The organism is Polaribacter sp. 11A2H (genome assembly GCF_011379025.1).
GTDB lineage: Bacteria > Bacteroidota > Bacteroidia > Flavobacteriales > Flavobacteriaceae > Polaribacter.
The window spans coordinates 197539-220846 of record NZ_WTLD01000002.1 but is presented as its reverse complement, the minus strand read 5'-3'; the positions used below and the strand labels follow the sequence as shown (position 1 = coordinate 220846).

The 23308-nt window shown below is 32.1% G+C and carries 14 protein-coding genes; 1 reads left to right on the top strand and 13 read right to left on the bottom strand.

Annotation, left to right across the window (positions count from 1 at the left end; all coding sequences use genetic code 11):
- Positions 1 to 6: 6 nt before the first annotated feature.
- The 12 genes from GQS58_RS03320 to GQS58_RS03265 form a co-directional block, all read right to left on the bottom strand.
- On the bottom strand, positions 7 to 1791 hold the full coding sequence (locus GQS58_RS03320) for a RagB/SusD family nutrient uptake outer membrane protein (protein ID WP_166382812.1): 1785 nt from the start codon (positions 1789 to 1791) through the stop codon (positions 7 to 9).
- Between the two features lie 21 nt (positions 1792 to 1812).
- A complete protein-coding gene (locus GQS58_RS03315) occupies positions 1813 to 4899 on the bottom strand; it encodes a SusC/RagA family TonB-linked outer membrane protein (protein WP_166382810.1) in 3087 nt (1028 codons plus the stop codon).
- A gap of 236 nt (positions 4900 to 5135) precedes the next feature.
- Positions 5136 to 6587 carry a hypothetical protein gene (locus tag GQS58_RS03310; protein ID WP_166382808.1) on the bottom strand — a complete coding sequence of 484 codons (1452 nt, stop codon included), beginning with the start codon at positions 6585 to 6587 and terminating at the stop codon, positions 5136 to 5138.
- Positions 6588 to 6666: 79 nt separating this feature from the next.
- On the bottom strand, positions 6667 to 8580 hold the full coding sequence (locus tag GQS58_RS03305) for a CRTAC1 family protein (RefSeq protein ID WP_166382806.1): 1914 nt from the start codon (positions 8578 to 8580) through the stop codon (positions 6667 to 6669).
- An 11-nt stretch (positions 8581 to 8591) separates the two neighbouring features.
- On the bottom strand, positions 8592 to 10244 hold the full coding sequence (locus GQS58_RS03300; RefSeq protein WP_166382804.1) for a sulfatase: 1653 nt from the start codon (positions 10242 to 10244) through the stop codon (positions 8592 to 8594).
- A gap of 138 nt (positions 10245 to 10382) precedes the next feature.
- Entirely contained in the window at positions 10383 to 11759 is a 1377-nt protein-coding gene (locus GQS58_RS03295; protein ID WP_166382802.1) for a carbon starvation protein A, read from the bottom strand.
- Positions 11756 to 12844, bottom strand: coding sequence for a hypothetical protein (locus tag GQS58_RS03290; RefSeq protein WP_166382800.1), 1089 nt, complete (start codon positions 12842 to 12844; stop codon positions 11756 to 11758). The genes GQS58_RS03295 and GQS58_RS03290 overlap by 4 nt, the downstream gene beginning before the upstream one ends.
- Before the next feature lie 100 nt (positions 12845 to 12944).
- The gene (locus tag GQS58_RS03285) at positions 12945 to 14867 is read right to left on the bottom strand and encodes an FAD-dependent oxidoreductase (RefSeq protein ID WP_166382798.1); all 1923 of its coding nucleotides are present in this window, start codon (positions 14865 to 14867) and stop codon (positions 12945 to 12947) included.
- A 161-nt stretch (positions 14868 to 15028) separates the two neighbouring features.
- Positions 15029 to 16666, bottom strand: coding sequence for a sulfatase (locus GQS58_RS03280; protein WP_205860371.1), 1638 nt, complete (start codon positions 16664 to 16666; stop codon positions 15029 to 15031).
- A gap of 20 nt (positions 16667 to 16686) precedes the next feature.
- Positions 16687 to 17586, bottom strand: coding sequence for a GDSL-type esterase/lipase family protein (locus GQS58_RS03275; RefSeq protein WP_166382796.1), 900 nt, complete (start codon positions 17584 to 17586; stop codon positions 16687 to 16689).
- Positions 17587 to 17767: 181 nt separating this feature from the next.
- Positions 17768 to 19840 carry a glycoside hydrolase family 127 protein gene (locus tag GQS58_RS03270; RefSeq protein ID WP_166382794.1) on the bottom strand — a complete coding sequence of 691 codons (2073 nt, stop codon included), beginning with the start codon at positions 19838 to 19840 and terminating at the stop codon, positions 17768 to 17770.
- Position 19841: 1 nt separating this feature from the next.
- Positions 19842 to 19991, bottom strand: coding sequence for a hypothetical protein (locus tag GQS58_RS03265; RefSeq protein WP_166382792.1), 150 nt, complete (start codon positions 19989 to 19991; stop codon positions 19842 to 19844).
- Between the two features lie 174 nt (positions 19992 to 20165).
- On the opposite strand from GQS58_RS03265, the gene GQS58_RS03260 reads away from it, so the two are divergent.
- Complete coding sequence (locus tag GQS58_RS03260) at positions 20166 to 21773, top strand: helix-turn-helix transcriptional regulator (protein WP_166382790.1); 1608 nt, start codon at positions 20166 to 20168, stop codon at positions 21771 to 21773.
- Between the two features lie 23 nt (positions 21774 to 21796).
- Here the strand turns inward: GQS58_RS03260 and GQS58_RS03255 are convergent, their stop codons facing one another.
- A complete protein-coding gene (locus GQS58_RS03255) occupies positions 21797 to 23275 on the bottom strand; it encodes a sulfatase-like hydrolase/transferase (RefSeq protein WP_166382788.1) in 1479 nt (492 codons plus the stop codon).
- Positions 23276 to 23308: the final 33 nt, after the last annotated feature.

The window sequence follows — 23308 nt, the reverse complement described above, 5'->3', positions numbered from 1 at the left end:
TATCTTTTAATTTATGTTTGGGTTAGAATTTACCTCTGCAAAAGGAATAGGATACGTACCATTTTTAGATTCATCATAATTTAAATATGGTGTATCATATTCATAATCTACGGTAGTAAAAGTTCCTGAAGGCAATTGGTTTACTAATTGAGGAAAATTCCCTCTATCAACCGTTTGGTTGTTACTTCTTTTTGTATATGAAAAGTCTACTCCGTAATATACTTCTTCAGACAATTCTTTTAATCGGTCTTTAAAACCATAGTTATCAGATTTTTTCCATCTTTGGAAATCTAAAAATCTTATATTATGACCTTCTACTCCCATTTCTAAAGGTTTTTCAACTCTCATTAAACGTTGCATCAATTCATCTGCTGTATATTCTGCATCAGTATCTTCTTTGTCATACGTACGAGTAGTATCTCCATTTGGTCTTCCTAAAAGCACCAATCCCCATCTTTTTCTAATCTGGTTTATTAATTTGATTGCTCCTTCTACATCACCTGTTTTTATTTTACATTCTGCTTGCATTAATAAAACATCTGCCAATCTATTAAGAGTTACATTTTTAGTAGAATATGCTTGTCCACCAGGAAGTTGACTTTCTGTAGAAACAATATCATCATTGGTGTACTTTTTCCACCAACCGAAGCCCCAATTGGCTCCTCCAAATCTACCGTATTCACTGGTAGTTCCTGTTAAGTAATACGTTGTTTCATTGTCATCTACAACAGCCATCATAGAAGAGTTTCTTAATGGTACGCTTCTTAAACTAACTTCAGATGTATTAGGATCTGTATAGTAATTTCTAGAATCTAAAGGATCCATAGGTTCTGTTTTGTATGCATTTACAATCCATGCTGGTCCAGTTGCAGAACGTGTTTGTGCTGTACGAACGTTTATCCAGTTTGTACCTGAATCTCCATCCCAAGGTGGTAAATCTAATCTTGTGTTTTGTTCAGAAAAATTAATTTCTAAAATAGATTCTCTATTAAATTCACCAGCAGTTGTAAACAACTTCGTTAAATCTGTTTCTAAAGAATAACCATGATTATTAATTACATCATCAAAATAAACCATTGCTTTACTATAGTCTAATTCGTATAAATAGCTAGTCCCTAAAATTGTTGCAGCTGCACCAGAAGTAACTTTAGCCAAATCATTGTCTGGGTATTCTCCATTTTTATACAAGTTAGCATACGCATATTCTAAATCTTCTCTAACAAAACTAATTACATCCGACGCAGGAGATAATGCTTTTGAAAAATCTTCATTGGTAGCAGGTACCGCATCTCTAATTATAATACTTCCATCATTAAAAGAGGTATATAAATAAAAGTGAAATAAACCTCTAAAGAATCGTGCTTGTGCCATTTGCGAAGTCCAATTTGCTTCATCTGTTGCTGTTTCTTTTATATTATTTAAAGCTTCTATTACTTGGTTTGCTCTAAAAATACCTAAATAAGAATCTTGCCATTTGTTTAAAATTGCCAAACTACTTCCATTATATAAATGTAAATAGAAATCTTCTGTATTGTCTGGATTTGGGCGTCCATAACCAGGATACCCCATATCTGAACGTAACATTTCTTCAAACTTATTTAAAATTGCTGGCTTATGTAACGTTTGATAAACAGCATTTAAACCTGTTTGAGTTTCCGCTAAATTTCTCCAATAATTATCTGTAGATATTAAGTTTGGGTTCTTTTGTTCTAAAAATTCATCTGCATCACAAGAGCTTAACACTCCTAAAGTAAAAATGAATATAAAATATTTAAAAATTAATTGTTTCATCACAAATAAGTTTATATTAAATTAAAAATTAATGTTTACTCCTAACATATATTGTGAGGATATTGGTCCAGTATTTTTATCTAAACCTCTTGCTTGTATTCCCCCACCTACTTCTGGATTGTAACCAGAGTATTTAGTAATAGTTAATGGGTTTTGAGCTCTTACATAAAAACGCAATCTGCTAAGTCCCATTTTGTCTAAGGTATTTTTAGGAAAACTATATCCCATAGAAACTTGTCTTAATCTTAAATAAGAACCATCTTCTAACCAAAGATCACTATACCCTAAATAGTTGTTATGTCTTGTAACATCGTTTCTATAAGTTGGTACTGTAGAGTTTTGATTTTGTGGAGACCATTGATAAATTTGATCTTTATGTCTACCAAAACCATATGCCCAAGCATCAAAACCATTCATTATCTCTTGCCCTAATGCAGCATACCAGTTCATTGAAAAATCCCAATTTTTATAGTTTGCGTTAAAAGTATATCCTAATTCATATTCTGGTAATCCACTACCACTATAAACCCTGTCTGATTCATCTAAAACACCATCATTATTTTGATCTATAAACTTCGTATCTCCCATTCTTGCATTTCTATCAATATTGTTTTGGTATTCTGCAAGTTTTACTTCTGTATCTAAAATTCCGTCTGTTCTCCATAAGAAAAAAGCTGCTGCCTCACGACCAACTGCCAATGCTGTAACTCTAGATTGTTGTGGTGCTCTACCTACTAAACCACTGTCTGTAGTTAATTGGAATTTAGTATCTCCACTAATTTTTGTAACTTCATTCTGGTTTGTAGAGAATGTACCATTCATTCTATATCTAACATTACCAATATTCCCTCTAAAACCTAACGCTAATTCTAATCCAGAATTAACCATATCTCCAACATTTAAAACTACAGTTGCATTGTTACCACCACCTGCTGAATTAGGAATAAAAACTGGAAATAACATGTTTGATTTATCTGAGTGATAATATTCCGCTGAAAGCGTTAATCTGTTTCTTAAGAACCCAAAATCGAAACCAATGTTTTGTTGTGTTGTTTCTTCCCATTTTAAAACTCTGTTTACAAAGTTTTCTTGAGTAGCTCCTAAACTTACAGAACCTGTAGAAGTTGCGTAATTTATATCTTGAGAAATACCTGCAGAATATAAATAATCTCCAATTCTATCTACACCAACAGTACCCTGACTTAATCTAAGTCTAAAGTTATTAACTGCATTTTTGTATTTATCCCAGAAAGGTTCATCAGAAACATTCCAAGCTAATGCGATTGATGGAAATGTACCCCATCTATTATCTACCGGAAATTTAGAAGAACCATCTCTACGTAAACTAGAACTTAAAATATATTTTCCTTTATAACTATACTGAAGTCTTCCTATTAAACCTATTCTTGTTTGCTCATAATCATTTCCAGAAGAAACAAACTGAGTACCAGTTGCTCCATTTAAAACCTGAACATCATCATTAGTGGCTCCATTTCTTGTTGCTGTAAAAGCTTCACTTTCATTTTTTTCTCCATTTATAAAAGCTGTAAGTGTTACATCATGTTTTTCATTAAATACTCTACTATAAGTAGCTCCAAAATCTGCTATCGTATTCGTTGTAAATCGAGTTCTGTTAGAAACAAAACTATCTTCTGGCTGACTCTGTAAAACCGGTGGTGTTTGGTTATTATAAATCTCTTGATAAGGTCTGTAAATTTTACCAATACTATTTATAGATGTTAAACCTAAATTACTAGAAAGGCTTAAATGTTCTGTAGCTTGATATTTTAAATTAAGTGTTGCTGCAGCTCTTGTAGTTTTATATACATTGGTTGTTCTTAAACTCTCAATAACCCAACCTAATCTATTTACATCATCTCCACCTTGAGACAATTCATCTAAATTATCTAAATTAAGTCCGTTTTGAGTTGGTCTATACACAATAGATTGTGATAAAAGATTTCCCTGAGGAATATCTCTAGTATCTTTATTCATAGAAACACTAGACTGAATTCTTAGTTTATTTTTTTCGTAAACTGTACTTGCTCTAATATTAAAACGGTTATATGCTGAATTAATTTGTAATCCTTCTTGACTAAAAAACCCTGTAGAAACATTATATGTAATATCTTCTGTACCTCCAGAAACATTTATATTATAGTCTTGTGTTGGTACATTATTCGTAAAGATTAAATCGCTTAAATTCGTTTCATTTAAAAAGGATCTTGGTTGCTGTAAAATCTGTAAACTAACCTGGTCATCATAACTCCCATTTACATTTCTACTCTGTACAACATCAAAATAAGTTTGCTCTACAGAATTCATTAAAGGCACTGCTGCTCTTCTATGTTGTATAGCATAACTTGCATTAACTCTAACTTGTAAAGAACCTGGTTTACCCTGTTTAGTAGTAATTAAAATTACACCTGTAGCTCCACGAACTCCATAAATTGCGGTTGAAGCAGCATCTTTTAAAACGTTAATAGTTTCAATATCTGACGGCGGAATTCTTGGGTCTCCATCTTGTATCACTCCATCAACAACATATAAAGGTGTATTGTCTCCAGATAATGAAGTAACACCTCTAATTAATATTTCTGATGTTCCTCCTGGTTCTGATGAAGAAACAATGTTTACACCAGATACTTGCCCTTGTAAAGCAGCTCCTAAATCTGAACTAACAATACTCTCTAGATCTTCTGCTTTTACTTGAACAACTGCACCTGTAATTTCTTTCTTTTTTACTGTACCATAACCAATTACTACTATTTCTTCTAAGCTTTCTACAGAAGGATCTAAAACAACATTCATTGTTGCATTTTTAACCTTTAGTTTTTTCTGTATCATACCAATATAGCTAAACTCTAAAATATCTCCAACATTTGCTTTGATAGAGAAAAGTCCATCAAAATCTGTTGAAACCCCATTTTGAGTTCCCTTAACAATTACACTTACACCAGGAATTGGACCCTGATCTTCTGAACTAGTAACTGTTCCAGATACCTTAATTGATTGCGCATTAGTGCTAAACTGACACAACAACGCGAAGAGTAAAAGCAAGAAACTGCCCGCCTTGGCTTTCCTCAATAATAAATTTAAAATTTTCATGTATTTAATTTTTGAACTTAATTGAACTTGATTGATTCTGCAATCTCTTATGGTAAAAAACAACTGCTAATTTATAGTCTTTCTTTTTTTAACATAAAATTACAGCTACAAAGTAACAGTATAATCGGAATTATGTATATGTGGCAATTATCTTATCATTACTGTATTTTATCCTTAATGTATGCTAAATTAATATAAAAGGTAATTTTATACTAATGGTAAAATACTATTAAAAATTATATTTTTAAAGAATCTAAAACGTGGTTCACTGATTTAAAATCTCTTACTACAATATCGATTCCCTTTACATATTTATCTACCGATATTTTTTGACAAAGCTTTAGCACTTTTAATGGATTAACTTCTTCTAATATTACCTCTTCTACAATTTTACCATTACTGTCTTTAAGAATCAACACAGCTTGTCCTTCTATAAAAACACCATAAGAGCCTTCTAAACTTTTGGTTTCTTTATTAAAATGTAATTTTTTAGTAATAACGCCAGTAAGGTTTACATCTAAAACAGGTGAAGTTTCAATTTTTGCAGCTCCTTGTATTTCTTTATATGTAAAACTTTCTTTTGGTTGAAGTGTATATAAAGGTGTTTTCACTTCCGTTTCAATATATCCTGTTTCTAAACCGCTACAAAAAATAGCCATATTTATTCCGTGATCATATTCTTTAGCTGCATCATAAGGTTCCATAATTTTTACAAAAGCAGTGTTTGTAATTTTGTTTACATAGCAAATCCAAGATTTGGATGATATAATATGTAAACCAGCCATAGTGTTATATTCATACTCAACTTCATAAATTCCAGGTGCTACTTCTCCTTTCCAATTATCTCCTATATTAAAGTATTTTTTAATGTGCTCCGGATTGTTTTTATCAATCTTAAAACGATTTCTGTCAATGTAATTCCAGCGTTGTTGTGGTGTTGCAGAAATTTCAAATTGTTCTCCACTTGGTAATTTTAAGTCTTTAGAAAAAGGAATAAAAGCACTAAAATTATGTCCGTCTTGTAATTTTGAATCACTCCAAGAAACATGCTGACTAGAAATCATCAATCCTTTTTTAATTGTTTTGTCTCCAACATTTTTTAAGGTATGATTGATATACACCAAACTAGAATTGGGTTCTATATACAAACTTCTAGCATATTGAATTTCCTCTTCTATTTTATCTGGATATAAAAATTTCTTTTCTTTTCCGTAATAAAAAGGAACTGGTAATTCTTGCACTCCAGATTGTACTTCTATAGTTTTCTTTCCTTCGGAATTTTCTCCGATAGAAACCTGATAAGGAGCATCTCCAATTACAACTGGAGGTGGCCAACGATTGCTTTTATTTCCATTTTTATCGATGGATGAGTTTTCGATAGGCAAAGGCACTAATCGATACCCTCCAAAGTTTCGCCACTCGTTCATTTTTACCTCATCTGAAGTTCCAAAAGACTTTCCAAATAATTTTGGATTTACCCACAAAGACGGAACATCACCTAAATTATATTCTAAAATTCTTCCAGCCGCTTCTGGCACAACTGCCAAACTGATGTATTTATTTTTAGCAACATAGACATCGCTCCATACCCAATTGTTGTAATTTTTTTCTATGGATATTGTTTTTTCTTGCTGAGAAAAACTAGAGATACTTACCAGTAACAATAAGCACAGTGTTATTTTTTTCATAGTATTTTTTTTTAAGTTTAATGATTATAAAAAAAGCCTCAAAAATGAGGCTTCCTAAATTGAAATTTTATGAAGAATATTATTTTGCAGGACTTTTACTACCTACTTCATAAATTGTATTTAAGTCTTTTATAGAAACAGTTGCTTTCTCACCATTGCTCCATACAACTTCTGCAGCATCAATTTTATTACAAGTTCCTAAACCTACATGTAAATAGGTATTAAAAGGATGCGAAAACGAAGAAGACGTTTCACCAACAACTCTTTTGTAGACCTTTCCACAAGATTTAATCGTTAAAACAGCACTTGTTGCTGTTGCTTTACCAGAAGGAGAATACCCAACTTTAACCGTTACAAATTTATTTGAATTTGATGCATAGTCATTTGTAAATAAATGCCATTTTCCTCTTTCATTAGAAACTATAAGATCTAAATCGCCATCATTATCATAATCAAAAGCATCTGCACCCATACCGGTAGATCCTAATTCTTTGGTAATAATTCCGTGATTTTCATCGCGTTTAAATGATTTTCCTTCTTGATTTAAATATAAAATTTGTTTTGTTTCTTTTGATGATTCTCCATAACGCAACACAAAAATATCTGACCAACCATCATTATTAAAATCAGCAATTGCAGAACTACTTGTTTGTTCGGTAATATTGATTCCTAAACTTTTTGTCACTTCTGTAAATTTACCATCCTTATTTTCTAACAATTTTGCAGGTAAATCTTTTAGTTTGATTATTTCTGGTGAAGTCAAAACATTGTGTAAAACAGCAGAAGTTGGTGAATTTGTATGTCCGCCAATTCTCCACATTCCATCACCTAAATAGCCAATATACAAGGCTTTCTTTTTGGTATCTGTTGGGTATCCTGTAGCCTCTTTTCTAGTAACCGTTAAATCTTGATGCCCATGATTATCCTCTGTACGTTTCCAAAGTTTCTTATTTGCACCTAAATAAACATCAAAATTAGGAAACGCCATTTGCAGGTTTTCTATTTTTAAATCTCCTTCAACTTTAATATTAGTATAATCAAACTTTGTTCTTCTTGCAAAAAAATAAAAACGTTTGTTTAAAGCATCATAATCGCTTTCTGCATCAAAAGGATGTTTAGAACGAGTTAGAAATAAATCGAAATCACCATCATTATCATAATCTATTTGCGAAACACTGTTTACTAAATTTGTATTAGCTAAACTTCCCAAAACCTCTTTGGTTACTTCTACAAAACCATCAACTAAACCTTTAACCAACACCAATTCTCGTCCTCCGTGAAAAAGTATGTCTGTAATACCATCATTATTATAATCTAATAAAGTAGTGCGCATCCCCATTCTGTCTGCGTTGGCTATGTAACTGTTAAATTTAAAGGTTGATTTAGCATCATTTGTATATAAAATATTTCCTTTCTTTAAGGCCTTCAACGTAGGAAAAGCAGAAGTTACTAAATCTAATTTCCCATCTTTTTTAAGATCTACAAATTTTGCAGCTCTTCCTCTTCCTTTTTCAAAATGTTTAAACTCCCCACCTTCTTCTATACTTCTATCTTTATTGACATGATAATATCTTGGTTTTCTCGGATTTTTGCCATCTCCTCCACCAGGTTGCACAATAATATCTACGCGTCCGTCAAAATCATAATCACTAATAGCTATTCCATGCGTATCCCCAAAAATAAAAGGATCTCCTAATTCAAAAACACCTTTATTATTCCAATATATTTCTACTCTTCTAGAATGTTCTGTCAATAATAAATCTAAAAACCCATCTTGGTCTAAGTCTGCAATTACTGCATTGTCAAACTTTCTTCTATTTCTATCTTCTAAAGGAATAATCCCACTCTTTTCAGAAAAAGTAAGTCCATTATTTTCTTTTGAAGTTGAAGACACTGTATTATTTACAGTAGATTTTGACTGTGTAACACATCCAATAGCAAAAACACTTAACCCAAGTATTGCAAATAGAAAAACCTTTTTGTTTATGATCATTTACGTTTCCTTTAATTTTTTGCTAAATTACCTTTCCAACCTTTGTTAAACTGTACTAATAATTGCTTTACCAATTCTGGATTTTCATCAGCAACATTTTTTGTTTCTGTAGGGTCTTTAACATGGTCATATAATTCTACAAACAAAGGCTCACTTTCTGGTTTGGTATAATCTTTCCAAACAATCAATCTATAATTTGCTGTTCTCATTCCATAACCCATTAAGTTATTTTCAAACATTTCTCTGTCCCATTTAGAACCTACTTGCTTTTTAATTTTAGCTTCTTGCTCTTCAATTAAAGGACCAAAATAGGTTTCACGCATTCCTTTAGACAACGGATTTGCAGCCCATTCTCTTAAAGCTGGATTTGGAAATTGACTAAAAACAGCCGTTTTCCATTCTTGTTTTGGATCTGATAATAAAGGCACAAAACTTTGTCCTTCTAAATGTTCTGGCAATTCTAAACCTGCCAATTCTGATAATGTAGGATACATATCTACCAACTCTACCAAGGCATCAGTACTAGAACCTCTTACTTCTTTTTTCATATCTGGAGTCCAAATAATTAAAGGCACTCTTGTACCAATTTCATAATTGGTTGCTTTACCCCAAATACCCATTTCACCTAAATGCCAACCATGATCAGACCAAACAATAATAATGGTATTATCTCTTAAACCAGCTTCATCTAAAGCGTTAATCATTTTACCAATTTGAGCATCTACATAACTAACACACGCTAAATATGCATGCTTTAGAACTCTTGCTTGTTCATCACTAATAGGCCCTTTTTTAGGGATTCCGTATCTAGCACGCAACTCAAAAGAAGGGTGCAATCCCATTGCAGCACCACCTTCTGGCGCATTTGTTTGATCTGTTAATTTAATATCTTCAGGATTGTATAAATCCCAATATTTTTTAGGTGCTAACCAATCTAAATGTGGTTTTTTCATTCCCATTCCTAAGAAAAAAGGCTTCTCAGGATTTTTCTCCAACATATCTTTCATCGTTACAATGGCCAATTCTGCATTGTAACCATCTTCATAAAAAGTATCTGGCACATCGGCATTTTCATAAGCAGGTCCTTTTCCTAAACCATTTCTTGGCGCATCTTTACCATACTTAGCAATCATATCTGCCTGGTTTTTTTTAAACATGGCCTGACTTTCTGGATTTGCAAAACCACCCGGAGTATTGCTTTTTTTAATCGTCATTTTATCATAAGCAGGTTCTCTACTCCAAGACATTCCTAAATCTGCAAAGGCTGTTTTATGATAAATTTTACCTGTATATGTAGTTTCGTATCCGTTATTTTTAAAATGCTGCGGAATGGTAATAATATCTGGATTTGCATCTCTAAAATAAGTAAAATTTTCGATTACCTTAATCGTTTCTGGTCTTGCACCCGTCATTAAACTTGCTCTAGAGGGACTGCAAATTGCTTGCTGACAATATGCTTTATTAAACATTAAGCCATCTCCTGCCAATGCATCTAAGTTTGGCGTAATTGCAATTTCCGATCCGTAAACACCCAATTCTGGACGTAAATCATCAATGGCTAAAAAAAGAATATTTGGTTTCTTTTTAATTTCTGACTTTTCTGCTGTTTTAGATTTGCAACCAAATGCAAGAGCTAACACTAAAAATAGTTGAATGAATCTCATTATATAAATTTTTGATAAATAAATTAATATTATACCGCAATTTACAGCACTATTTCGAGATGAAATTGCTAAATTATATCTTAAAGTATTACAAATTTATCTTAATAAAGAAATTAGGAAGTTTTTTTGAATTATAATCTATTTCTTAGAAAATATAAACCAAAAAGAAAGTAGTACTGTTACAATTAGACCAATAACCAAAGAAGTTGTGTAATCTAAACCAAAACCCTCTGGAGCGACAAAAATGTAAGTAGTTACAACAGCGGTCATAAATGCGGCAGGAATTACTATAAACCAATACGTTTTTCCTTGTTTTTTAACATACACAGCAATAATCCAAAGTACCACAGTTGCCAACATTTGGTTAGACCAACCAAAATAACGCCATATAATGGCAAAGTCCATTTCTGTTAAGGCAAAAGCAATTATAAAAATAGGAATTGTTACTAATAAACGTTTTAATAACTTAGTTTGATTAAAATTAAACGCATCCGCAATAATTAAACGGGTACTTCTAAATGCGGTATCACCAGAAGTAATTGGAGCTGCTACAACACCAAAAATTGCTAAAATGCCTCCAATTTTCCCTAAAGTAGTATTACAAATAATATTTACAACCCAAGCTGCATTATGCCCATCAATAGCCATTGTTTCTCCAAGTTCTCGAACTCCTCCAAAAAAGGCCATGGCAATAGCTGCCCAAATTAATGCCACAATTCCTTCTGTTATCATGGCACCAAAAAAGACTTTTTTACCGTCTTTTTCATTAGAGATACAACGCGCCATTAAAGGCGATTGTGTTGAGTGAAAACCAGAAATAGCACCACAAGCAATGGTTATAAAAAGCAGTGGAAAAACAGGATTATCATCTGGACTAGCATGTAAGTTTTTAATATTTTCAAAAGTTAACTCCGGAATGGTGTAGTCTTGAAACATCAACGCAAAGAACAACCCGATTGCCATTACTAATAATGAAGCACCAAATAATGGATAAATTTTTCCAATTAATTTATCAATAGGAATCATGGTTGCTAAAATGTAATAGGCAAAAATAAGTCCGATTAAAAGCGACACACTTGTACCGGTTAATTCATGTAATATAGTTGCGGGTCCTTTTACAAAAACGACACCTACTAATATAAGTAAGACTACAGAAAATACACGCATAAAATATTTTGCGCCGGTACCTAAGTATTGTCCAACAATTTCAGGAATACTATCTCCACCATGCCTAATAGACAACATTCCAGAAAAATAATCGTGTACATACCCAGCAAAAATGGAACCAAAAACAATCCATAAAAAAGCAACAGTCCCCCATAAAGCTCCTGCAATGTTTAAAAATTGAATTAAAAATATTTTACCTAAAGGAAGCGGCACATAATCTACACCATCTTGTTTTGTAATTGCCGGGGTTGCCCTATTTGTATCTATTTCAAATTTCTTCTCTATATAATTTCCGTAAACAAAATAACCTAAGACTAAAACTACAATACTTATTAAAAAACTAATCATAATCTATTCTTATTTTCTTCATAAAAATGGCTGATAATTACCAGTTCTGCTGCTGATAATTGCTGATTTTTTAAAAACCAATAAGCTCTTCTTGCTTTGATAAAATCTGATTTTAAAAGTGGCAATACATTTTCTACCACTTTTTTAGAAGAAGGATTTTTAATTTGCATTAAATCTAAAAAAAAGGAAACTTCTTGATAGGTTTTTAACTTCTGAATATCATTGCTTAAGCGATCCAAATAAGAAGTTGGCACCTTATAATTTATTGATTTTAAAGATCTAATTGTCGCTAATTTTTGGGCAGTTCCTCCACTTACAAACACCTCTTTGGTGGCAGAAAAATAAATGCTCGAAGGTGACTTTTCTAAATAATCAAAGGTTGATTTTAGTAGAGATTCTTCTTCTAAAACTCTTTCGGTTATCCTATTGATAAAAGGTGTTTTATAATTTTTTCTTCGTTCTAAATCAATTAAAGCAATATCAAAATAAGTGTGATTTTCATCAACCAAAAAAACTTCTAATTGTTGCTCTGTTACCGACTTACCTGTAATTTCTTTAATTTTCTGAACAATTTCTCCATTTGCCCAATGCCACAATGTAAAACACGTTAAAGCAGCGCCAGGCACTGTATCTTCTTCATCTAACTCTAAGGCTGTTGCCCCAGAAACGGCATCTGCATCCCCATGTTCATCAACTACCGTTAGTATTTCATCAATATAAACGTCTTTAAAAGGAGATGCTATATTTGCTAGAATACTGTGTAATTTCGGATAATCTTCCGGATCAAATATAGCATCTTCATATTTTTCTAGTGTTGCTCCATTTTCTAATTCATAACGTTGGTATTCACCTAAATTATTCCAAAATATTCTTACGGGAATAACTTTGCAAACTTGCTCTAAACAAATTACAGATTGCACATCCATATAATAATCTGTAGGAAGTCCGTTTTCATCAACATTCTGATTCAGAATAACTGCTACAGATTCCTTTTCCCCAGGATGATTGACAACGATTTTATGTTGAATGGGTTTAGTTGAATTTAAAGGAACCTCAGCGCCACTAATCAAAAAAAGTGGAAGCAATATCCATAAATATGTTTTTACAAAGTTTATCATCAAATACTAAAAAAAGTTAGTGTTTTTAGACCTCACAGGTTTTAAAAACCTGTGAGGTCTTTAATTATTATGCATAACAACGCAATTCGAACAACTTCACGTTTTCTGCACCATAAGTTTCTGTCATTTTTACTCTAATAGCGGTCGTTTTTACGCTGCTAAACTTCATTTTAATCAAACGTGTTCGATTGTCCGTAATAGCACCTAATGCTACCCATCCCCCGTTAACTCTTGCTTCAAAACTTAAAGCTTTCAACATTTCTTTAGGAACGGAGTTTCCATACAAATCGTCGTTTTTACTGTCTTTACGCATCATAATATTACGTTTTACATTGGTATCACACTTAATTTCTATGGATGATAATGTAATTGGAGATTCCCATTCAGCCTGAATTTCAGCTGAAAGTCCATCTGATTGCCAGTGATTAATTTCTCCGTAAATATCTCTCGAAATTCCGTTTGTTAAATTTTTAGCATCACCAGAAGAAGTAGATGAACCAAAAATGGTACTTGCTTTTTTAGCCAAATCTTTTGGGTCGTTTGCATTTCTCTTCGGAATAAAAACATCATCTCTCATTAATTGCTCTTGTAATTCATTAATATGCTTTTGACCAACTTCTCTTGGCAAAACATTGTATTTATTACAAATTGTAGCTGCTGTCCCCACCGCCTGACCTTGCAAAGCACAGGTTGCCATAATCCTACTTGATGAAAGCGCAATATGCGTCTGACTTACATTTCTACCAGCAAACAATAAATTAGACACATTTTTAGAATACAAACTTCTAAATGGAAATTGATATACTTCTTTAAAGTGATAATGAAAATAACTTGGTGGCTCAGAAATATTTTCTATTCCACCAGGATTGTGCTCATCTAAAGACCAACCTCCAAAAGCAACCGCATCTTCAAAATGTTTGTGCTCTGTCATGTCTTTTTCAGACAAAATATGATCTCCTACAAAACGACGAGATTCTCTTCTTCCGGGTAAAGAACCTACCCAATCTAAGGCTAAGTTTTCCGCTTCCGGAAATTTTCCTGAATTTTTAATATAATCCCAAACCCCATGTAAATAGCCCATTAATTTATGTCTATTTACTTCTGCTTCGGCAATAATATCATCTTCACTCCCAACTTCTATCCACCAAATTCCTTCATGAAAACCTGCAAATTTCCTCCTTTCACTTGCACCTTCATGCGTGTATTTAATAGCATAAGAAGGAGGAGAATATTTCATCGGTTTCCCCATATCTTTAGAAGACATTAATAAAGTTGCCCCCATTTGCCAACCATCTGGCTCGTCTGGTGCATATTTTTCATTAAACTCTGCCTTTCCTTCTCTACCTGTTCTATATTCCGCGCCAGAAGTTGCAGCTAACAATCCATCACCAGAACAATCTATAAAAATAGGAGCATTTATAGTAAACATTATTTCTGTAGTTGCTTGCCAACACATTGCAGATTTTATTTGATCTCCATCCATCACTGCATCTACCGCTTGGGTATTTAACATCAACGTTAAGTTGGGTTCTCTCACTACAAAATCATATAAAACATGATCGAAAACAGGAAAAGCCTCTTGCTCATTATCAAAACGATTGTGTAATAAAATTTCTTCTATGATCCCTGTTTCTCGTTCTGCTTTTCCCTTTATATTGTTTACTCCGTTTAAATGCACACGCATTTCACTAGAAGCATTTCCACCCAAAACGGGTCTATCCTGAATTAAAACAGTTTTAGAACCATTTCTTGCCGCAGCAACTGCTGCACAAATTCCTGCGGCTCCACCACCAATTACAGCGACATCATATTCATCTGTTTTTTTTCTTGAATTTGTCCCTGTTTTCCCCGTTCCTAAATGATACCATTTATCATTTTCTCTATCATACACCATGTCATTTGCACTTGCGCATGAAGTTGCTATCATTGGTATTGCTCCCACCGCTATTGCAGCTGTTGCTCCTTTTTTGAAAAAATCTCTTCTTTTCATTTTTATATTGTTTTTGTGTTAAGCATTAAACTCTCTCCCAAAGGCGCAGGAGTAGAAAGAGTGATGTGTCAAAATAATAAAACTCACTCTTTCATTATTATTACACCAAATCGTAAAAAAAACGTATTCATTTGCGCCTTAGCGTCTTTGCGAGATGTTTTTTAAATAGGCCTATTTCCCTGCCAACCTTTATTAAATTGTAGCATTAATTTTTCAACTAATTTCGGATTTTCATTAGCAATATTCTTCGTTTCCGTTGGATCTGTTTTATGGTCATACAATTCTACAAAAACGGGTTCCTTATCTTTATGCAATCTATCTTTCCAAACAATAAACCTGTACTGTTCAGTTCTCATGGCATAGCCCATTAAGTTGTTTTCAAACAAATCTCTGTCCCATTTATCTTTTTGTTTAAGTTTTATTTTCTCTTCAACTTCCTTTAACAATGGACCAAAATAAGTTTCTCTCATAGCTTGTCGTATTGGAAAAGCGCCCCATTCTCTTAAAGCAGGTGATGGAAACTGACTAAAAGCAGCCGTTTTCCATGCTATTTCAGGGTTCGATAATAAAGGTTTAAAACTTGTGCCTTCCACATGTTTAGGAATTTCTAAACCTGCTAATTCTGCTAACGTAGGATACATATCTACCAATTCGACCAAAGCATCTGTCGTTTTCCCTTGACTTCCTTTAGGCATGTCTGGAGTCCAAATTAAGAGCGGAACTCTTGTAGCTATTTCATAATTCGTTGCTTTTCCCCAAATGCCCATATCACCTAAATGCCAACCGTGATCACTCCAAACAATAATTATGGTATTTTCTCTTAAGCCTTCTTTTTCTAAAGCCTCAATCATTTTTCCAATTTGAGCATCAACATAACTTACACACGCTAAATATGCATGTTTTAAGGTAATTGCTAATTCTTTATCAATAGGTCCTTTTTTAGGAATTCCACTTCTAACTCTTAGCTCAAAAGAAGGATGTAAACCCATGGTTGCTCCGTTTTCTGGACTTTCGGTTTGGGTTGATAGTTTAATTTTTTTTCTATCGTATAAATCCCAATATTTTTTTGGAGCTACCCAATTTAAATGTGGCTTGTTAAATCCTAATCCAAGAAAGAAAGGCTTATCACTTTTAGCATTCATCTCCTTCATGGTTGCAATAGCCAATTCTGTATTATAACCATCAGAATAGGTATTATCAGAAACATCTGCAGATTCATAAGCAACACCAGAAGCTAAACCATACTTGGCTACAGCACCATATTTAGCAACCATTTCTTTTTTTGTTTTTACACGATCTTCATTGTTCTTTTTTAATGCAAATCCTACTGGTTTTTTAACACCTTTCATACTATCTAAAGCGGGTAATCTACTCCATGATTTTTCGTCGTCTAAATCGCCATGATGAAAAATTTTACCGGTATACACAGTTTCATATCCGTTATTTTTAAAATGTTGTGGCAAAGTAACCACATCTGGATTTGCTTCTCTAAATTTGATGTAATTATGAAAAACCCCACTTGTTTCTGGTCTAATTCCTGTTAACAAGCTTGCTCTTGATGGTCCGCAAATAGCTTGCTGACAATACGCGTTTTCAAACAACAATCCTTGTGTTGCTAGTTTATCTAAATTAGGACTTACAGCAATATCAGATCCGTAACACCCTAATTCTGGACGTAAATCATCAATACCTATAAAGAGGATATTAGGTCTTTTCTTAATTTTTTCTTGTTGATTTTCAACTTTCGATTTACAACCAAAAGCAAGTGTTAAAATCAAAATTAATTGAACTATTTTCATGTGATAAAAAATTACTTTTATTATTTATTTGTTAACTCTAAAATCTTTTTTCTCATTATTGGATTCCAGATTTCATATCCCAATTTATTTAAATGCATTCCATCCTGAATAAAAATATCCGTTTTCAATGTTCCATCTGCATGCAACATCGGAGTGACTAAATCAATAAAATAAACATTTTTTTCTTTTCTACTAAAATCCAAAAGCTGTGTATTGGCAATCGCTTTGTTCTTGCGGATATCTTTTCCTATAAAATCATCTACCATAACAGGTTTCATAGAAAGTAGTAAAATAGGTGTTTTAGGAAAATCTGTTTTAATCTTCTCTACCAGTTTCTTAAACACATCTACAGCTTCTTCTGGCGCTTTTCCTTGCTCAATATCAATATCACAATAAATGGCGATAATTGAAGGATTGTATTTTTTTATAAGTGCGTTGTAATGAAATATAATTTCATGCATATTCATACCTCCAATTCCTCTATTAATAACAAAAAAATTTGGAAATGAAATGGATGTTTTCCAACCAGCAATACTAGAACTTCCAACAAATAAAATTGAATTTTCTGGAAATGAATTCTTATCATCAAAATTCTGAAAATCAGCAACTGCTTTTTCAATTCTATCATTCCTTTTTATACTGATAGTATTGCTGGTTTTTCTAAATTTATCTTGATTCTTATGAAACAAAGACATCGCCTTTTTATACTTTTCTGGATGTAAATTATAATCTAATTTATGATCCTTCCAATATGTTCTAGATTCTTTATAAAAAGAATTTCTAACGGCATCAGTTACCACCTCTTTTTTCAAGGAATTCTCAAGAAAATCTACAAACTGTGTATCGTTAAATTTGGGTTTCTCTTGGGAAACAGTAGCATTACCAAGACACAAAAGCAGTATTAAAATTAGTCTAGACATTTTAAAGTTTTTTAGTTATCAATGAATTTTTGTTAATTTTCGGTTCTAATATTGTTATTTAATCTTGTTTTTTTTATCCTGAATGGTTTCAATAACTATGTAGGCATAAAATTGGAAAATAAATTAGTTTATTTACTAAACCTACAAGGTTAAAATAAGACCTTGCAGGATCAGAATAATTTTAATCTATCGCCAAAGGCAACCAAACACTCATTTCTGAAACACCTCTATTCGACCAGGCAAAATAAGGTACGAATTGTACATTATAATTCTCAAATTTTGGATTTGATAATGTTCTGTACATTCCTTCTTTTTTATCTTTTCTAATTTTAATATTTCCTGAAATAGTAGCAACTCCATTTAATAATTCCGGTTTATAAGTTGCTGTTAATTTTGATTTTATTGGTAAATACACATCTAAAATATCAGTTCCTTTTGGTAAATCTGGCGTTTCTACGCAATACACAACTGGACCTCTTTTTATAGCTGCTTGATTTCTTACTTCTTCTATTAATGGATTCCCTTCTAACAATTTAATATCCATAGGAAGATTTAAAGTAATGATATCTCCTTTTTTCCACTGTCTATTTAAATTTGCAAAAGTCCCTGGTTTTCCAGCTGTATTTTGAGTTTTTCCATTTACAGAAATTTCAAAACTAGTTGCCCAATCTGGAATTCTTAATAGTACATCAAAGGCACCATTTTTACATTCATCAATTGTAATCTTTATGTTTCCATCCCAAGGATATTGAGTTTCTTGTTTTAATTTTATGACAGATCCATCTTGTAATTTTGTATCCAATTTATTCGCTCCATATAAGTTTGTAGCAATTCCGTTTTCTGATAAACTATAAGCCCAAGCAGAAGATTTAGCAATGGTTCTTACTAAGTTTGGTGGACAACAAAAACAAGGAATATAGCCAACTCTATCGGGATAATCTGTACCACCCATTTTATGATTCGCAGTTCTTCTTAGCGGATTTGTATAGAAATACGAATCTCCTTTTAAGCTGATACCAGAAAGGGCACTATTGTACAAAACCAATTCCATAACATCTGCATGCTTCGACTCTCCTTTTATATTCAACATTCTATAATTAAACATGGCATTACATAAGTTTGCACAGGTTTCATTATAAGCATGTGCATTGTGCATTTCATAATCTATAGTAAATGCTTCATGTACAAAATCTCTATTCGATGAACCTCCATCATGTTTTTGACCGCAAGCTCCAGTAACAAACATTTTTTTATCTACAATATTCCCCCAAATTCTATCTAAGGCATCAATTAAAGCTTTTTCTCCAGTTTCTGCATACACGTCTGCTGCTCCTGCATAATAATACAAGGCTAATACAGCATGACCAACAGCCTCATCTTCTTCTCTTAACGGAGTTCTCTCTTGTGTCATATCACCAATATTGTTATATCTAACTGATGGATGCGTTTTTACTTTCGACTTCCCTCTCATATTGATGAAAATTTCTGCCAACTCTAAATATTTTTTATTTTTTGTGGTTCTATACAATTCTACCAATCCCATAATCTGGACTTGATTAAACCCCATACGTGCTAATTCTGCAGATTGAGGTTGAAAAACATCATATAAATTATTTGCGTTTTTAATTGCGATATCTAAAAAATTAGTTTTCCCCGTAACTCTATAATAAATACAAGCAGCAATATATAAATGACCACTATTGTACATTTCATGATACTTTCTTTCGGAAAATGGTTTTCTATTTTTATTGGTGGTTATCTGTGTTTGTAAATACCCATTTTCTAGTTGTGCTTTTCCTATAATTTCAATTAAATCATCTAACTCCTCAATAATTTTTGGATCCTTATTAATTGCATATATGTAAGTTGCAGCTTCCATCCATTTATAAAAATCACCATCATGCCAACTAAACCCTTTATGCTTGCCTTCTTTTAGTCCTGCCGCTATTTTAAAATTGTTTAAAGCATGACCAACATCACCTTTTAAAACTTCCCCCATATAAGGAACCATTACTTCTTCTGCAACTTTAAATTTATCGGCCCAAAAACCATCTGTCCATTCACAATCGCCAATATTTAAACTCTTTAATTTAACATACGGACTGTTGGTATAATTAATAATTCCTTTACTGTTATCTAAATCTAAAACATTTGTTTTACTGGTACTAATTGCTAACTGTTTCGGAGCCTCTTTAGATTCCTTACACGCTATAATCAGCAAAAAAGAAAATAAGATAATAGGTAGTTTTTTCATTTTATTTAGTTTGAATATTCACTTGTGCATGTCCTCCTAAAAATCCAGTATAATCTTTTAAATCATCCACTACAATTAAAAGAATATTTGGCTTTTTACTTTGAACAAAACCATTTAATAAGAAGCTTACTAAAAAAATGGTGAAAAACATTCTTAATAACCTGTAATTACTCGTGAGTTTATTTTTAACCAAAACTATGGAATCATATTAAAAATCACACTAAAAAACCAATTACAAAAACTTAACATTCATTATAATTTTTATTTAAACAACTTAATACAAATAATTGTTTATATTTAAAAAAAACATTATATAATACTGTATATGAAAACATTAAACAACTTACAAAAAAGTTTTTACCTTATAATTACACTTAACATTAGTGTTTTACAGTGTTTACAAGGACAGCAATTAAAAACTCATTTTAAAGAGCATATAATTCCTTTAAATATGCCTTTTGATTCTATTTCTATTTTTTTAACTAAAACAAAAGAACAAGCAGTAATAAAAAAAGACAGCACTTTATTAATTAACACCCTTATTACTCAAAGTAGATTTAATAGATTTAACCTAGATTACTTAGAAGCATTTAGTTTTGCAGGTGAAGCCCTTTTTATATCCGAAGAATATAAAAGCCCACTTTTAATAGCAAAAGCCAATGAAGAATTAGGTGTTTTAACCTATCTATATAAACAAAACGAAGAATCTGAAAGCTATTTTATTAAAGCTCATGAACTATATAGAAAACTATATAAGCATCACAAAATTGACGTATCAGAAATTTACAAATCTTATTATAATTTAGTTTTACACTATCAACGTATTGCGGACAAAGAAAACCTACAATCTTATATTGATAGTTGTATTGTTCTTTCAAAAAAAACGAAACTACCTCCTATCTATTCTATTTTTCTTGACGAAAAAAAAGCAAGTATTAGCGAGTGGAATGATGCTCCAAATGAAGCATTAAAACTACTAAAAAATGCAGCACAGCAATTAGAAAATAGTGCACCAAACTCTGGATTAAAAAACAAGGACAAGAAGTTTTTGCTAATTATTTATGGCAGAATTGCAATCATCTATCATAAAAAGAAAGACCTTAATGAAGCCAAATTTTATTTTGAAAAATTCGCTAAAATAAAGGGCGATTTAGGAGAAACAACCTTCTATAAATCGTTTTTATACTCACGCTATGCGGAAGTTTTAAAAGAACTAAATTTATTTGCACTAGCCTATGAATATGAAAAAAAATCTAATGATATCAGCAACGCTTTACTAAACCCTAGAAACGAAAAAAACAAAGGTTTTTTAACCATTAAAAACTATTACAAAGAAGAACTTATTAAAAAAAGAGAGCAATTAAATATTAAAAACTTAGAATTGGCTAAAGAAAAAGAAGCCCTTCTTAATTTTAGAATTACGCTGTTTATCATCCTATTTTTAGTAATTATTTTAACCTTAATTTTTAGACAAAGAATTAAAAATTTAAAGTTTGAAAAAAAGCAGCAAAACTCTAAAGAATTATTAGACGTTAAGAATAAGGAACTCACCACAAACACGCTTCAATTAATAGAAAAAGAACAAGTAATAAAACAGTTAAGCGATTTTATTAAAGAAGCAAATCCGGGAAACAAATCAAAAATAATTTTAAAAACGATCGAAAGAAGCTCTACCAGTTTATGGGATTCTTTTAATAGAAGATTTAATCAACTTAACAAGGGTTTTTATGATCGTTTACAAGAAAAAGTACCCGATTTAAGTAGAGCAGACAGAAAGCTTTGTGCACTGATAAAACTTAACTTTTCAGGCAAAGAAATGGCACACCTTTTAGGAATTTCTTTAGGTAGCGTGCACGTTGCAAGACACAGATTGCGTAAAAAAATGAAACTGGAAAGACATCAAAATCTCACCAGTTTCATTACTTCTATATAAATACAATCTCGTATTTATTTACTCTATTTTTTAGTAGGAAGATCCGTTAACATATCTACCTCAAAAGTTTCGTTGTATTGTGGCATTCTACCATCTTTCCATAATTCTTCATCTTTAGCTGAATAATACCATAATGGTTGCACAAAACTTTGCGTCCATTTTTCAGTTTCAGCCACCATTTTTTTAAGACGTTCTGGATATCTACCTCCCATATTTTTCTTCTCACCAATATCTTGGGTAATATTTGTTAATCTCCAAGGTTCATTACCAACACGGGTAATTTTCCAATCTCCTAACCTTGCGCCCACATCACTAAATCCATGTCGATATCTTAAACAGTAAATCATATCATCTTTATGCGCATCTGTTTTATTAATCACCGATTCCATAATATCTTTACCTGCTATTTTTTTGTTATTCGGAATTTTAGCATTCGCTAATTTTGCAAACGTAGGATATAAATCTAAAGAAGAAACAGGAAAATCAAATTGCTGACCTTTCGCTATTTTATTCGGATAATGAAAAAACATTGGTACTCTATAACCGCCTTCCCAAGCATCTCCTTTACTACCTTTAAGAGGATAGTTATTAGCTCCGTGATCAAAATTACCACCATTATCACTCAAAAATACAATTAACGTATTGTCATATTGGTTGGTTTCTTTTAACGTTTTTACAATCTCTCCAACTCCCCTATCTACGGCATATACCATTGCAGCATACGTTCTTCTGTCCTTATCTTTAATACTCGCAAATACTTTTAAATCTTCTTCTTTAGCCTCCAAAGGTACATGTGGCGCATTGTACGCTAAATAGATAAAGAAAGGGTCCTTTTTAGTGGAAGCCAATTTAATATCTTTAATTGCTTCTCTAGACAACGCATCTGTAACATATTCGGTTTCTTTAACTTCTTTACCGTTATGTTCTAACGGAAGAATATAATCACGAATTTCTTTTCTTCCCTCTTTTAACTGTTTATCATATTCCTTTTGATATTTTGCCGGAAAATAATTATGCCCTCCACCAAGAAAACCATAAAAATTATCGAAACCTCTTTCATTCGGATGAAATTTAGGAGCACTTCCTAAATGCCATTTCCCTAAAGCACTTGTATAATAACCAGCATCTTGCAATACTTTAGACATATAAGTTTCTTGTGTAGGAATCCCCATATTATCAGCATCATTCATACTAGAATTACTATGAAGATTAAAAGCTGTACCCATTTGTTGCGGGTAACGACCTGTTAATATAGAAGCCCTACTTGGTCCGCAAAAAGGATGCGCTACATACGCCGAAGTAAATATGGTTCCGTCTTTGGCCAACTTATCTAATTCTGGCGTAATAATATCTGTAGACCCATTGAATCCAACATCATTATACCCAAGATCATCACACAAAACGAATAAAATATTTGGACGCTCTTCTTGCGCTGTACATCCCATTACGCTTATAAATGTTCCGAAGAATAATAATTTTAGTTGTTTTGAAATTTGTTTCATAATATGCTATGATTTAAAATAATATTTATTTAG

Excerpts from the sequence above, each read along its gene's own strand:
- GQS58_RS03260 (WP_166382790.1), top strand. The coding sequence starts at position 20,166 with ATGAAAACATTAAACAACTTACAAAAAAGTTTTTACCTTATAATTACA.
- GQS58_RS03275 (WP_166382796.1), bottom strand. The coding sequence starts at position 17,586 with ATGTCTAGACTAATTTTAATACTGCTTTTGTGTCTTGGTAATGCTACT.
- GQS58_RS03265 (WP_166382792.1), bottom strand. The coding sequence starts at position 19,991 with ATGTTTTTCACCATTTTTTTAGTAAGCTTCTTATTAAATGGTTTTGTT.
- GQS58_RS03305 (WP_166382806.1), bottom strand. The coding sequence starts at position 8,580 with ATGATCATAAACAAAAAGGTTTTTCTATTTGCAATACTTGGGTTAAGT.
- GQS58_RS03320 (WP_166382812.1), bottom strand. The coding sequence starts at position 1,791 with ATGAAACAATTAATTTTTAAATATTTTATATTCATTTTTACTTTAGGA.
- GQS58_RS03270 (WP_166382794.1), bottom strand. The coding sequence starts at position 19,840 with ATGAAAAAACTACCTATTATCTTATTTTCTTTTTTGCTGATTATAGCG.
- GQS58_RS03280 (WP_205860371.1), bottom strand. The coding sequence starts at position 16,666 with ATGAAAATAGTTCAATTAATTTTGATTTTAACACTTGCTTTTGGTTGT.
- GQS58_RS03255 (WP_166382788.1), bottom strand. The coding sequence starts at position 23,275 with ATGAAACAAATTTCAAAACAACTAAAATTATTATTCTTCGGAACATTT.
- GQS58_RS03300 (WP_166382804.1), bottom strand. The coding sequence starts at position 10,244 with ATGAGATTCATTCAACTATTTTTAGTGTTAGCTCTTGCATTTGGTTGC.
- GQS58_RS03295 (WP_166382802.1), bottom strand. The coding sequence starts at position 11,759 with ATGATTAGTTTTTTAATAAGTATTGTAGTTTTAGTCTTAGGTTATTTT.
- GQS58_RS03310 (WP_166382808.1), bottom strand. The coding sequence starts at position 6,587 with ATGAAAAAAATAACACTGTGCTTATTGTTACTGGTAAGTATCTCTAGT.
- GQS58_RS03285 (WP_166382798.1), bottom strand. The coding sequence starts at position 14,867 with ATGAAAAGAAGAGATTTTTTCAAAAAAGGAGCAACAGCTGCAATAGCG.
- GQS58_RS03315 (WP_166382810.1), bottom strand. The coding sequence starts at position 4,899 with ATGAAAATTTTAAATTTATTATTGAGGAAAGCCAAGGCGGGCAGTTTC.